We start from the raw sequence: 12527 nt of genomic DNA, 5'->3' as shown, positions 1-12527 counted from the left end.
GAAAGACGGATCAGACGCCTGCGGCGGCCGCGACTTCGGCAGCGAAGTCGCTGACTTCCTTCTCAATGCCTTCGCCCAGCTGGAAGCGGACATAGGATTTGAGCGTGATCGACGCGCCAGCTTCCTTTGCAGCCTTCGCCACGACGTCGGCGACCGGGGTCTTGTTGTCCATCACGAACAGCTGGCTGAGCAGTGCCTGTTCCTTGGCGAACTTGGCGACCGCGCCGTCGAGCATCTTGGCGACGATTTCGGCAGGCTTGCCCGAATCGGCAGCCTTTTCAGCCGCGATCGCGCGCTCGCGCTCCAGCAAAGCGGGGTCGATGTCGGCAGCCGACAGCGCCAGCGGGAAGGCAGCGGCGATGTGCATCGCGATCTGCTTGCCCAGCGGTTCCATCACGGCAACCGGCGCATCGCCTTCCAGCGCGACCAGCACGCCGATCTTGCCCAAGCCCGGAGCGGCGGCATTGTGAACATAAGGAACGACAACGCCCTGGCTCACTTCGACATGACCGACGCGGCGGACATTCTGGTTCTCGCCGATGGTGGCGATGTTGGCGACCAGCTTTTCAGACACGGTGCCGCCCGACGGATAGGCAGCAGCCGACAGCGCTTCGGCATCAGCCGCGCCGGTTTCCAGCGCGATCGCGGACACGGTGCGGACGAAATCCTGAAACTGTTCGTTCTTGGCAACGAAATCGGTTTCGCTGTTCACTTCGACGGCAACGCCCTTGGTGCCAGAAACGGCAACGCCGACCAGACCTTCAGCGGCAGTGCGGCTCGACTTCTTCTGCGCAGCGGCCAGACCCTTGGCGCGCAACCAGTCGGTTGCCGCTTCGATGTCGCCATTGGCTTCGGTCAGCGCTTTCTTGCAATCCATCATGCCCGCACCCGAACGGTCGCGCAGTTCCTTGACGGCGGCAGCGGTAATATCGGCCATATTTCGGCTCCTAAAGTTCGATGTTTCAAATATGCGGGAGGGCGCGTCTCCATAAAGAGCGCGCCCTACCCTGTCATTCTTGCAGTCGTGCGACGGCTTTAGGCTTGCGCGACGACTTCTTCAGCCATCGGCTCGTCCATCGCGCCCAGGTCGACGCCCGAAGCCTGCTGCGCACCACGGTTGCCCTTGGTCGCGGCGGCCGCAATGGCGTCGCAATAAAGGCGGATGGCGCGGCTGGCGTCGTCGTTCGCGGGAACGGGGAACGCAATGCCGTCAGGCGAAACGTTGGAATCGAGGATCGCAACGACCGGGATACCCAGCGTGTTGGCTTCCTTGATCGCCAATTCTTCCTTGTTGGCGTCGATCACGAACATGACATCGGGGATGCCGTTCATGTCGCGAATGCCGCCCAGCGACATTTCCAGCTTCTCGCGCTCGCGAGTCATCTGGAGGACTTCCTTCTTGGTGAAGCCGTGGGTGTCGCCCGACAGCTTTTCCTCAAGGGTCTTGAGACGCTTGATCGAACCGGAAATCGTCTTCCAGTTGGTGAGCATACCGCCCAGCCAGCGATGGTTGACGAAATGCTGGCCCGACTGACGCGCTGCGTCGGCGATCGGATCCTGCGCCTGGCGCTTGGTGCCGACGAACAGCACCTTGCCACCGGCAGCGACGGTCGCCGACACGAAGTCGAGCGCACGGCCGAACAGCGGAACGGTCTGCGACAGGTCAAGGATGTGGATGCCGTTGCGCTCGCCGAAGATATACGGCTTCATGCGCGGGTTCCAGCGATGGGTCTGGTGGCCAAAATGCGCGCCAGCGTCGATCAATTGGTGCATGGTGACGACAGGGGCCGCCATAAGATAGTCTCCTTCCGGTTAATGCCTCTGGGAATCAGGAACCGTTAAAAGCCTGAAAGACTTTTGCCAGCACCGGATATGTCGATTCCCATGTGGAATAGGGCGGGCCTTTAACGACCCTTAAAATGATGCGCAAGGGTTGACTTCATGTTCGAATAGGAACATAAAGTGAACAAGCGGAACAAACACGGTTTCCCGTCGTTTGCATCGTCATAGTGGGACAAGCCGTGTAAATGGCAAGATAGAAAGTGATCGCCATGTTCACATTCGTTGCAGCGACCCTGTTTTCCGCCGCCTTCCTGTTGGCGGCAGGCACCATCGTCTGGATGTTCGCGCTTTACCGCGACAAGATAGTGGCTGCCCTGTTGTTCGAACCGATCCCGCAAGAAGCGCCGGTCTATCATGTACGGATCAGGCGTCCGCGCGTGGCAAGGCCAGCGGCGCGCACCGCCCTGCCCCAGCCTGCGGCCGTTCTTGCAGCCTGATTACAGGCCGGGGTTCGCCACCGCTTCCTTCTGACGGCGAACCTTGGCATAAGACAGGATGCCGAACGGGATCAGTGCGACGTAGATTGCGCAGATCAGCAGCAGGGTCAGCCATGGATCGGTAAATAGCAGCGCGGCCAACAGTCCTGCGCAGGCAATCACTTCCAGCCTTATGCGCTTGCGCAGCCGCAGCGCCGACCATGTGTAGGTGGCGATGCTGGAAATCATCAGGAACGCCACGAACGCGGCCCATGGCGCAACGACATACCAGGCGCGGAAAATATCCTGCCCCGTGACCAGCCAGAGATAAAGTGGAACGAAGGCCAGCCCTGCCCCCGCGGGCGCAGGCACGCCGGTCAGGAAACCTGCCGACTTGTGCGGCTGTTCATCCGCATCGATATTGGCGTTGAAGCGTGCCAGCCGGAGCGCACAGGACAGCGCATGGGCCAGAGCGAAGATCCAGCCGAATTTCGGCATGGCGTGCAAAGACCACAGATAGAGGATCAGCGCAGGCGCAACGCCGAACGCAATCGAATCGGACAGCGAATCCAGTTCCGCGCCGAAGCGGCTTTCGCCGCGCAGCAGGCGAGCAATGCGGCCATCCAGCCCGTCCAGCACGCCTGCGAACAGGATCGACAGGACCGCCCGTTCCCACTCGCCCGATATGCCATAACGCACCCCGGTCAGGCCAAAGCAGAGCGCCATCGCCGTCACGGCATTGGGGGCCAGCATCCGAAGCGTAATACCCCGGCGCAACCCGCGCGGCACGGCGCGACGCTGCCGACTCATGCGCCATGGCCCGATGATGTCGGCACAACAGGCATCATTGTTGAATACCCGCCACGACGCGACGATCGCCGATCTGACCCAGGATCGTTTCACCCGCAACGGTGCGCTGGCCCAATATGACGCGCGGCGCAGTGCCTGCGGGCAGATAGACGTCGACCCGGCTGCCAAAGCGGATCAGGCCGATGCGCTGACCGGCGGCGACCATATCGCCCGGCTTGACGAAGGGTACGATACGGCGCGCCACCAGTCCTGCGATCTGGGTGAAACCGACGCGCAGGCCATCATGGCGCTCGACCAATATATGCTGCCGCTCATTATCTTCGCTGGCCTTGTCGAGATCAGCGTTGAGGAACTTGCCCGAAATATAGACGACCGACTTGATCGTCCCGCCAATCGGCGTGCGATTGATATGGACATCGAACACGCTCATGAAAATGGACACGCGGATCAACGGCTGGTCGCCCAGGCCATTGGTCCCAGCCATTTCGCGCGGCGGCGGCACCCGCTGGATCAGCGTGACCAGACCGTCGGCAGGGGCGATGATCGCGCCTTCATCCTGCGGCACGGCGCGCACGGGATCGCGGAAGAAGGCCAGCACCCAGATGGTGACCATCAGCATCAGCCAGCCGACAATGTCCCACCCGACCAGAAACAGGACGCCCGTGATCGCCGCAGCAATCAGGCCGAATTTCACCCCTTCGGGATGAACCGAAGGGAAGCGCCATTTGACATTGCCGCCAGCGGCGATCGTGATCTCGTCATTTTCCATAGTTACCGTCTTTAGGCAGAGACATGCCCCCTGACAACGACCGATCCGGCGAAGGCTCCGCCCGCATGACATTGCCATGCCTCAATGGTTGAACATTGGCCGCGCTTTGCCTAGGGCGGGCCGATAATTCCACCCGAAAGAAGAAGGCGAACAGGCGCTATGGCGAAGATCAAGGTGAAGAACCCCGTCGTGGAGATTGACGGCGACGAAATGACCCGGATCATCTGGGAATGGATTCGCGAGCGCCTGATCCTCCCCTATCTCGACATCGACCTGAAATATTATGATCTGAGCGTCGAAAAGCGCGACGAGACGAACGACCAGATCACCATCGATTCCGCCAATGCGATCAAGCAATATGGCGTCGGCGTGAAGTGCGCGACCATCACCCCGGACGAACAGCGAGTCGAGGAATTCAACCTCAAGTCGATGTGGAAGTCGCCCAACGGCACCATCCGCAACATCCTGGGCGGCGTCGTGTTCCGCGAACCCATCGTCATCAAGAACGTCCCCCGCCTGGTCCCCGGCTGGACCGACCCGATCGTCATCGGCCGCCACGCATTTGGCGACCAGTATAAGGCGACCGACTTCCTGGTCCCCAGCGCGGGCAAGCTGCGCATGATCTGGGACGGCGAAAATGGCGAAAAGATCGAAAAGGAAGTGTTCGACTTCCCGGCCGCCGGCGTCGCCATGGGCATGTACAACCTCGACCAGTCGATCATCGACTTCGCCAAGGCGAGCATGAACTATGCGCTCGACCGCAAATGGCCGCTCTATTTGTCGACCAAGAACACGATCCTCAAGGCCTATGACGGCCGGTTCAAGGATCTGTTCCAGCAAGTGTTCGACGAAGAGTTCGCCGACAAGTTCAAGGCAGCGGGCATCGTCTACGAACATCGCCTGATCGACGACATGGTCGCTTCCGCGCTCAAGTGGAGCGGCAAGTTCGTGTGGGCGTGCAAAAATTATGACGGCGATGTTCAGTCGGACACGGTCGCGCAGGGCTTTGGTTCACTGGGCCTCATGACCTCCGTCCTCCTCTCGCCCGACGGCAAGACGGTGGAAGCCGAAGCCGCACACGGCACCGTCACTCGCCATTATCGCCAGCATCAGCAGGGCAAGGCAACGTCGACCAACCCGATCGCGTCGATCTTTGCCTGGACGCAAGGGTTGGCCTTCCGTGGCAAGTTCGACGACACGCCAGACGTCACCAAATTTGCCGAAACGCTGGAGCGCGTCTGCATCAAAACGGTCGAGGACGGCGCGATGACCAAGGATCTGGCGCTGCTGATCGGCCCGGAACAGGCATGGATGACGACGGAGCAGTTCTTCGAAACGATCCGCGCCAATCTGGAAGCCGAAATGGCCACATGGAACTGATAGGCTTCTGAAGGCTTTCAGTACGGAAACGGAACGAGGCGGCGCCGTATATCGGTGCCGCCTTTTTCATGGGCATGACGGCAAGGGAATGAAGCGATGACGACGGCAACCCGGAAACGCCTTGAGGTGCGCGCGGCCATCCCGGCGGATGTGCGCGCGATCCTGCGGCTTATCGCCCGCGTCTATCCCGGCCTGCCCAATTATTCGCCCGCCACGGTGCGCGGCCAGATCAACAATTTCCCCGACGGCTGCTTCGTTGCGCTCTACGACAACAAGGTCGTGGGCTATTGCGCGACGATGCGGGTCAGCAAGGGCATGGCCTTTGCCCATCATGACTGGGAAGAAATTACCGCGAACGGCTTTGGCACGCGCCACAGCGCGGCGGGCGAATGGCTATATGGCTATGAAATGGCGGTCGATCCCAAGCTGCGCGGCCTGCGCATCGGCCAGCGGCTCTATGATGAGCGCAAGGAGCTTGCCGAGCAGCTTGACCTGCATGGTATCGTGATTGCCGGGCGGATGCCGGGCTATTTGCGATCCAAGCGCAAGGTCGAGGGACCAAAGGATTATCTCGACAAGATCGTTGCGGGCAAAATCCGCGATCAGGTGGTCAGTTTCCAGCTCAAGAACCAGTTCGAGCCGCTCGGCGTCCTCGAAAACTACCTGCCCGAAGACAAGCAGTCGGATGGCCATGCCGCGCACCTGGTCTGGCGCAATCCTTATGTCGACCCCGATGAAGCGCCCGAAATGCGGGTGCCGCGCGGGGTCGAGAGCGTCCGCCTCGCCACCTGTCAGTTGCAGGCGCGCGCCGTGCAGGATTTTGACGAGTTTATTCGCAACATCGAATATTTCGTCGATGTCGCGGCAGATTACCGCTCCGACTTCATCGTCTTCCCCGAATTGTTCACGCTTCCGCTGCTGTCGTTCGAGGCGAAGAAGCTGTCGCCGATGGAAGCGATCGACAAGCTGACCAACTATACGCCGCGCCTGACCAAGGAACTGACGCGGATGGCGCTGGAATATAATATCAACATCATCGGCGGATCGCACCCGACCCGCGCCGACGATGGCGATATCCAGAATATCGCCTATGTCGCGCTGCGCGATGGATCGGTCCATACGCAGGAGAAGATCCACCCGACGCCCAACGAATCCTTCTGGTGGAACATCAAGGGCGGCGATTCGCTGGACGTGATCCAGACCGACTGCGGGCCGATCGGCGTGCTGATCTGCTATGACAGCGAGTTTCCCGAACTGGCGCGACGGCTGGTGGACCAGGGCGCGCGGATCATCTTCGTCCCCTTCTGCACCGATTCGCGCCTTGGTTACATGCGGGTGCGCTATTGCGCGCAGGCGCGGGCGATCGAAAATCAATGCTATGTCGTGATGTCGGGCAATGTCGGCAATCTGCCGAACGTCGACAACATGGACATTCAATATGCGCAGAGTGCGATCCTGACGCCGTGCGACCTGCCCTTCGCGCGGGATGGCATTGCGGCGGAATCGACCGAAAATGTCGAAACGCTGACGATGGCGGACGTCAATCTGGCGGACCTGAGCTGGGCGCGAGCCGAAGGCACGGTGCGCAACCTGCGCGACCGGCGGTTCGACCTTTATCATATCGAATGGGACAGCAATCCCGACCATAGTCATGCGCCGAGCGGCGGGCCGGTCCCTGCGGGCGGGCATAATTCGCCCGGTGGCGGCTAAAGCGACATCGGGCTAGGCGGCGGTCAGTCTCCGCCGCCGTCGCCACCGCCGCAATCACCACCATCGTCGCCGCCGGAAACGCCCGCGTCGCCGCCCTCACGCCCGTTCCGCTTACGCGTTAGGTCGTTCCACCACATCAGCGCCAGAAACAGCGCGCCAAATCCAAGCGCGCCCCAGAGGCTCACTCCACCGTCACCGACTTCGCCAGATTGCGCGGCTGATCGACATCGGTGCCTTTGGCGACCGCGACATGATAGGCGAGCAATTGCACCGGCACGGCATAGACCAAAGGCGCGATCAGCGGATGGACTTGCGGCATCTCGATCGTCGCCATGCAGCCTTCGCCCGCCTGCGCGATGCCTTCCGCGTCGGAAATCAGTACGACCTTGCCACCGCGCGCCTGCACTTCCTGCATATTGCTGACGGTCTTTTCGAACAGCGGTCCTGACGGCGCGATGACGATGACGGGGACGGCATCGTCGATCAGCGCAATCGGGCCATGCTTCATTTCGCCCGCCGCATAGCCCTCTGCATGGATATAGCTGATTTCCTTGAGCTTGAGCGCGCCTTCCAGCGCCATCGGATAATCCGGCCCGCGCCCCAGATAGAGGACGTCGCGCGCGGGTGCGATCAGCTGCGCCGTCGCTTCGATCTGGCTGTCCCGCGCCAGCGCTTCGTTCAGCGCGGCGGGTGCTTCGGACAGGTGCCAGACGATTTCGGATTCTTCTTCCGGCGTCAGGCGACCTTTGGCCCGCGCCAGATTGGCCGCCAACGCCGCCAGCACGGCCAACTGGCAAGTGAAGGCCTTGGTCGAAGCGACGCCGATTTCCGGCCCGGCATGAGTGGGCAGCAACAGGTCGGCTTCCCGCGCCATGGAACTGGTGGGGACGTTGACGACGACCGCGATGATCTGCCCCTCCGCCTTGGCGTGGCGCAGCGCAGCGAGCGTGTCGGCAGTTTCGCCCGACTGGCTGATGAACAGCGCGAGGCCGCCCGGCTCCAGCACTGGCTCGCGATAGCGAAACTCGCTGGCGACGTCGATGTCGACGGCGACGCGGGCGAATTTTTCGAACCAATATTTGGCGACCAGACCGGCATAATAGCTGGTGCCGCAGGCGACGATGGTGATTCGCTTCACCTGGCCAAGATCGAAATCCATGTCCGGCATCGCCACCTGATTTTCCATCCGACGCAGGTAGGAGCGCAGCGTCTGGGCGACGACGACGGGCTGTTCGAAAATTTCCTTCTGCATGAAGTGGCGATGATTGCCCTTGTCGATCATCGCGCCCGACACGCCCGACAGGGTCACGGGGCGTTCTACAGGATTGTTATCCTTGTCGAAAATCTCCGCCCCGTCCGCCGTGATGACGACCCAGTCGCCTTCGTCCAGATAGGCGATGCGTTGCGTCAGCGGGGCCAGCGCCAGCGCGTCAGACCCCAGGAAGGTTTCGCCATCGCCATAGCCGACCACCAGCGGCGAACCCAGCCGCGCACCGATCAGCATGTCGGGATGGCTGCGGAACAGGATGGCCAGCGCGAAGGCACCATGGAGGCGCGGCAGCACTTGGCGCACGGCATCGCGCGGCGACGCGCCCTGTTCCACCAGTTCGCTGACCAGATGGGCGACGACTTCGGTATCGGTCTGGCTGTCGAAGATGCGCCCGCGCGCCATCAATTCGGCCCGCAACGGCTTGAAATTTTCGATGATGCCATTGTGGACCAGCGCGACTTCGCCCGTCGCATGGGGGTGGGCATTGCTGGTCGTCGGTGCGCCATGGGTGGCCCAGCGCGTATGGGCAATGCCGGTGGTGCCGGGCAATGGCGCGTCGTGCAGTTCGTTCACCAGATTGGCGAGTTTGCCTTCGGCCCGGCGACGTTCGATCGCGCCCTGATACACGGTGGCGACACCGGCACTGTCATAGCCGCGATATTCGAGGCGCTTGAGGCCGTCGACCAGCCGTTCGGCCACGTCGCCCTTGCCGATAATTCCAATGATTCCGCACATGAAGGAAAGCCCCGTCGCACCCGATAGCCATAAGTATCGCGACCTATAGGTCACGAAAATGGCCATGCCATTAATGCCGCACCGGCAACAGGGGGGTGCGGAGATTTCCCTTAGCGCGGGCGAATGGTGATGAGCCAGATGTCGGGTGGCGCAAGCAGACGGATCGGCAGGCCGCTGGTCCCCACCCCGCCCGCCACGATCATCTGCCGCGCGCCCAGCCGATACTGGCCGCAGGCATAGCGCGTGCCATAACGCGAAGGCACATAGACGATACCGGCAAAGGGCAGCGCCACCTGCCCGCAATGGGTATGGCCGACCAGCGTCAGCGACGCAGCGTCGGGCAGCAAGGGAAACACATCCGGCCCATGCGACAGAATGACCGGCGCACCGCCGACCTGCGCCATGGCAGCCAGCGTCGCGGGGATGTGAATCCTGCGGGTATAGATGTCGCGCAGGCCGCCGATCGCCAGCGGGCCGCGCCTGACCGCGCCATCTTCCAGCAGAGTGATGCCGATCCGCATGAAGGCCGCGCGCCAGTCCGCCTCGCTGATGGCGCGCAGGTTGAATTTGCTGCGGCTGTCATGGTTGCCCAGCACGGCCACGACGCCCAGCGGCGCGCGCAATGCCGCAAAGGACGCGATGCTGGCATGGGCATCATAGATGCGTCCGCCCTTGGCATCGCCGATATAATCGCCACCCAGCAGGATGAGGTCGGGGTGCAGCGCGTTGATCTGCGCGACGATACGGGCCATGCGGTCGGGGCTGTTGTCCGGTCCCGAAAGATGGGTGTCGGTCAGCAGCGCGACCGTGACCGGGCGCTGCGGCGCGTCCGCCGGAAAGGGCAGCCTTATGTCCGCCCGCCGCACCAGTGGCATGGCGCTGGCGTTCATCACCAGCCATGCCGCGACCGCCAAAAGCGACAGCGAGATGGACAGTAGCGCGACAAAAATCGGATGGTGGCGAAGGAAGGTCACAGGCGCCCTTGCGCAGTTGGATGCTGCCCGCTGGAAGCCGGTTTGCACGCTATCGTCAAACCCTTTTGCATGTCTAGGCAGGACGGGATGGCCGCTGTAGGCTGATGGATCGAGGCGCTTGGGGGAGGCAGGATTGATAGCCGTAAAGGATACGCCCGCGCGCACGCTGGGCCTGGCGGCGTGCATTGCGCTGGTCATGGGCAATATGATCGGGTCGGGCATATTCCTGTTGCCTGCATCGCTTGCGGCGTTCGGATGGGACGCAGTGGCCGGTTGGGTGTTCACGATCGGCGGGTCGATGATGCTGGCCTTCGTCATTGCGCGGCTGACCGTGGCGATGCCCGACGCCAGCGCGTCGCAGATGATCGCACGCGCGTTCGGGCCGCTGGCGGGCTTTGCGATCGGCTGGATCTACTGGCTGTCGATCATCATCACCAACGTCACCATTGCCGTGGCAGCAACGGCTAACCTGTCCAGCATCCTGCCGGTACTGGCCAGGCCCGGCGCGGGGGCGCTCTGTTCGATCGGGTTCCTGTGGGCGACGACCGCAATCAGCCTGATCGGCGCGCGGGCGGCAGGTATGACGCAGATCGCCACGATGGTGGTCAAGCTGATCCCGATCCTCGTCGTGCTGGTCCTGCTGGTGATGATCCTGTCCGATGCCAGCGCGCAGGTCGCGCCTTTCCCGGCGGAGGGTTTTACCGGCGCGGGCATCACTGCGTCGGCCGCGCTGACGCTATGGGCGCTGATGGGGTTCGAATCGGCCAGCGTCGCCGCCGACAAGGTGCGCGACCCGGCGCGCACCATCCCGCGTGCGACGCTGATCGGGACAGCAGCGACAGGGTTGATCTATCTGTTCGTCTGTTCGGGGATAGCGCTGACCCTGCCCGCCGCCCAAACCCAGACCGGGTCGCCTTTCGGCGCGTTCGTCAGCCATTACTGGTCGGCGGAACCGGCGCGCTATGTCGCGATCTTCGTGGTCGTCAGTTGCCTTGGCGCGCTGAACGGCTGGACGTTGTTGATGGGGGAAGTGCCGCTGGCGATGGCGCGGGCGGGCGAATTGCCGCGCTGGCTGGCGCGCACTACGCCCAAGGGAACGCCGGTGCGCGGGCTGATTCTCTCGACGGTGCTGGCGAGCCTGTTGCTGATCGCCAACAGCTTGCAGGGGTTGGTGGCGCTGTTCACGGCGATGGCGTTGCTGGCGACGTCAGCGACCTTGTGGCTCTATGTCGGCTGTGCGCTGGCGAGTATGCGGTTCCGGCTGGTCGTTCCGGTCGCGATCGTTGGGCTGGGTTACGCGCTGTGGACTTTGTGGGGCGCAGGGATCGTGGCCAGCGGGTCGAGCCTGTTGCTGATGGCGGCGGGCCTGCCATTCTACTGGTGGGCGCGGCGGGGACGATCGATCTGAAAATCCTCCCCTGCAAGGGGAGGATTTAAGCGGCCCGCGCTGGCGTTGTGAGCAATTACTTCAATCTGTCCACAAGTCTTTGATTTTACTGAAAAAACCTGTCGATTGCGGACATTCTTCGCCCGTTTCGGTTTCGCGGAAGGCTTCCAGCAATTCCTTTTGCTTGGACGTCAGTTTCGTCGGCGTTTCCACATCGATCTGGACGACGAGATCGCCCTGCCCACGCCCGTTCAGCACCGGCATACCTGCGCCGCGCTGTCGAATCTGCTTGCCAGACTGGATGCCGACCGGAATTTTGATCTCATGCCGTCCGCCATCAAGGCCCGGCACTTCGATCGTTCCGCCCAGCGCCGCCGTGGTGAAGCTGACCGGCGCACGGAAGAACAGAGTCGTGCCGTCCCGCTCGAACAGCGAATGGCGCTTCACATGCAGAAAGATGTAGAGGTCGCCAGCCGGTGCGCCCCGCGCGCCCGCTTCGCCCTCACCCGACAGGCGGATGCGGGTGCCTTCATCGACGCCGGCGGGAATATTGACCGACAGCGTCTTGGGCTTGTCCACCCGGCCTTCGCCCCGGCAGGAACGGCACGGGCTTTCGATAACCTGGCCCGCGCCATGACAGGACGGGCAAGTGCGTTCGACCACGAAAAAGCCCTGCTGCGCCCGGACCTGACCATGGCCCTTGCAGGTGCCGCAGGTCTTGGCCCCGGTGCCGGGCTGCGCGCCCGACCCTTCGCAAGTGTCGCAGGCGGTGGACACTTCGATCTGAATCTCGGTCTGCTTGCCATGATAGGCTTCGTCGAGGCTGATTTCGAGGTCGTAGCGCAGGTCCGCACCACGGCGCTGCTGCTGGCGACCGCCACCACCGCCGCCAAAGCCGGACTGGCCGAAGATGGTTTCGAATATGTCGCCAAGGTCGGAGAAGCCGCCCGCGCCGGGGCGCGGACCGCCGCCGCCCTGTTCCTGCTGCGTGTAGGCAGCATGGCCAAAGCGATCATAGGCCGCGCGCTTCTGCGGGTCTTTCAGGCACTCATAGGCCTGCGACACGGCCTTGAACTTGGCTTCGCTGTCGGTGCATCCCCCGGTCTTGTCCGGGTGATATTTCATCGCCAGCTTGCGATAGGCGCTCTTGACCTGCGCACCATCGGCGGTGCGCTCGATTTCGAGCAGCGAATAATAGTCGATTTCGGTTGTCATATCGCCCCCGGCGACCCCT

At 62.5% G+C, this 12527-nt stretch carries 12 protein-coding genes; 4 read left to right on the top strand and 8 right to left on the bottom strand.

Annotation, left to right across the window (positions count from 1 at the left end; all coding sequences use genetic code 11):
• Window positions 1–10: 10 nt before the first annotated feature.
• Together tsf and rpsB are read right to left on the bottom strand one after the other, a co-directional pair.
• Window positions 11–937: a translation elongation factor Ts gene (gene tsf, locus SPBM01_RS01365; RefSeq protein WP_188063667.1), complete on the bottom strand. Its 927-nt coding sequence runs from the start codon at window positions 935–937 to the stop codon at window positions 11–13.
• 98 nt (window positions 938–1035) lie between these two features.
• Window positions 1036–1794, bottom strand: coding sequence for a 30S ribosomal protein S2 (rpsB, locus tag SPBM01_RS01360; RefSeq protein WP_188063666.1), 759 nt, complete (start codon window positions 1792–1794; stop codon window positions 1036–1038).
• Between the two features lie 257 nt (window positions 1795–2051).
• On the opposite strand from rpsB, the gene SPBM01_RS01355 reads away from it, so the two are divergent.
• A complete protein-coding gene (locus SPBM01_RS01355) occupies window positions 2052–2279 on the top strand; it encodes a hypothetical protein (RefSeq protein WP_188063665.1) in 228 nt (75 codons plus the stop codon).
• On the opposite strand, the gene SPBM01_RS01350 is transcribed toward SPBM01_RS01355, so the two are convergent.
• On the bottom strand, window positions 2280–3011 hold the full coding sequence (locus SPBM01_RS01350; RefSeq protein ID WP_188065501.1) for a CDP-alcohol phosphatidyltransferase family protein: 732 nt from the start codon (window positions 3009–3011) through the stop codon (window positions 2280–2282).
• 91 nt (window positions 3012–3102) lie between these two features.
• Window positions 3103–3837: a phosphatidylserine decarboxylase gene (locus SPBM01_RS01345; protein WP_188063664.1), complete on the bottom strand. Its 735-nt coding sequence runs from the start codon at window positions 3835–3837 to the stop codon at window positions 3103–3105.
• Between the two features lie 159 nt (window positions 3838–3996).
• Between SPBM01_RS01345 and SPBM01_RS01340 the strand changes: the two genes are divergently transcribed.
• Together SPBM01_RS01340 and SPBM01_RS01335 are read left to right on the top strand one after the other, a co-directional pair.
• A complete protein-coding gene (locus tag SPBM01_RS01340; protein WP_188063663.1) occupies window positions 3997–5217 on the top strand; it encodes an NADP-dependent isocitrate dehydrogenase in 1221 nt (406 codons plus the stop codon).
• A gap of 96 nt (window positions 5218–5313) precedes the next feature.
• Window positions 5314–6927, top strand: a complete 1614-nt coding sequence (locus tag SPBM01_RS01335; protein WP_188063662.1) for a bifunctional GNAT family N-acetyltransferase/carbon-nitrogen hydrolase family protein — start codon at window positions 5314–5316, stop codon at window positions 6925–6927.
• Window positions 6928–6950: 23 nt separating this feature from the next.
• Here the strand turns inward: SPBM01_RS01335 and SPBM01_RS01330 are convergent, their stop codons facing one another.
• The 3 genes from SPBM01_RS01330 to SPBM01_RS01320 all read right to left on the bottom strand — a co-directional run bounded on the left by SPBM01_RS01330 (window position 6951) and on the right by SPBM01_RS01320 (window position 9822).
• Window positions 6951–7112, bottom strand: coding sequence for a hypothetical protein (locus tag SPBM01_RS01330; RefSeq protein ID WP_188063661.1), 162 nt, complete (start codon window positions 7110–7112; stop codon window positions 6951–6953).
• Window positions 7109–8932, bottom strand: a complete 1824-nt coding sequence (gene glmS / locus SPBM01_RS01325) for a glutamine--fructose-6-phosphate transaminase (isomerizing) (RefSeq protein ID WP_188063660.1) — start codon at window positions 8930–8932, stop codon at window positions 7109–7111. The genes SPBM01_RS01330 and glmS overlap by 4 nt, the downstream gene beginning before the upstream one ends.
• A gap of 110 nt (window positions 8933–9042) precedes the next feature.
• Window positions 9043–9822, bottom strand: coding sequence for a metallophosphoesterase (locus SPBM01_RS01320; protein WP_188065500.1), 780 nt, complete (start codon window positions 9820–9822; stop codon window positions 9043–9045).
• Between the two features lie 280 nt (window positions 9823–10102).
• Here SPBM01_RS01320 and SPBM01_RS01315 point away from each other — a divergent pair, with 280 nt between their 5' ends.
• The gene (locus tag SPBM01_RS01315) at window positions 10103–11314 is read left to right on the top strand and encodes an amino acid permease (protein ID WP_188065499.1); all 1212 of its coding nucleotides are present in this window, start codon (window positions 10103–10105) and stop codon (window positions 11312–11314) included.
• A 60-nt stretch (window positions 11315–11374) separates the two neighbouring features.
• Here SPBM01_RS01315 and dnaJ read toward each other — a convergent pair whose 3' ends face one another.
• Window positions 11375–12508, bottom strand: a complete 1134-nt coding sequence (dnaJ, locus tag SPBM01_RS01310) for a molecular chaperone DnaJ (RefSeq protein ID WP_188063659.1) — start codon at window positions 12506–12508, stop codon at window positions 11375–11377.
• Window positions 12509–12527: the final 19 nt, after the last annotated feature.

The sequence above is a fragment of the Sphingobium sp. KCTC 72723 genome, from assembly GCF_014280435.1.
Taxonomy (GTDB): domain Bacteria; phylum Pseudomonadota; class Alphaproteobacteria; order Sphingomonadales; family Sphingomonadaceae; genus Sphingobium.
The sequence above is the reverse complement of the archived record's forward strand: the minus strand, read 5'-3'. Positions and strand labels throughout refer to the sequence as shown.

Excerpts from the sequence above, each read along its gene's own strand:
- SPBM01_RS01355 (WP_188063665.1), top strand. The coding sequence starts at position 2,052 with ATGTTCACATTCGTTGCAGCGACCCTGTTTTCCGCCGCCTTCCTGTTG.
- glmS (WP_188063660.1), bottom strand. The coding sequence starts at position 8,932 with ATGTGCGGAATCATTGGAATTATCGGCAAGGGCGACGTGGCCGAACGG.
- rpsB (WP_188063666.1), bottom strand. The coding sequence starts at position 1,794 with ATGGCGGCCCCTGTCGTCACCATGCACCAATTGATCGACGCTGGCGCG.
- SPBM01_RS01315 (WP_188065499.1), top strand. The coding sequence starts at position 10,103 with ATGGGCAATATGATCGGGTCGGGCATATTCCTGTTGCCTGCATCGCTT.
- tsf (WP_188063667.1), bottom strand. The coding sequence starts at position 937 with ATGGCCGATATTACCGCTGCCGCCGTCAAGGAACTGCGCGACCGTTCG.
- SPBM01_RS01335 (WP_188063662.1), top strand. The coding sequence starts at position 5,314 with ATGACGACGGCAACCCGGAAACGCCTTGAGGTGCGCGCGGCCATCCCG.
- SPBM01_RS01340 (WP_188063663.1), top strand. The coding sequence starts at position 3,997 with ATGGCGAAGATCAAGGTGAAGAACCCCGTCGTGGAGATTGACGGCGAC.
- SPBM01_RS01320 (WP_188065500.1), bottom strand. The coding sequence starts at position 9,822 with ATGAACGCCAGCGCCATGCCACTGGTGCGGCGGGCGGACATAAGGCTG.
- SPBM01_RS01345 (WP_188063664.1), bottom strand. The coding sequence starts at position 3,837 with ATGGAAAATGACGAGATCACGATCGCCGCTGGCGGCAATGTCAAATGG.
- SPBM01_RS01350 (WP_188065501.1), bottom strand. The coding sequence starts at position 3,011 with ATGCTGGCCCCCAATGCCGTGACGGCGATGGCGCTCTGCTTTGGCCTG.
- dnaJ (WP_188063659.1), bottom strand. The coding sequence starts at position 12,508 with ATGACAACCGAAATCGACTATTATTCGCTGCTCGAAATCGAGCGCACC.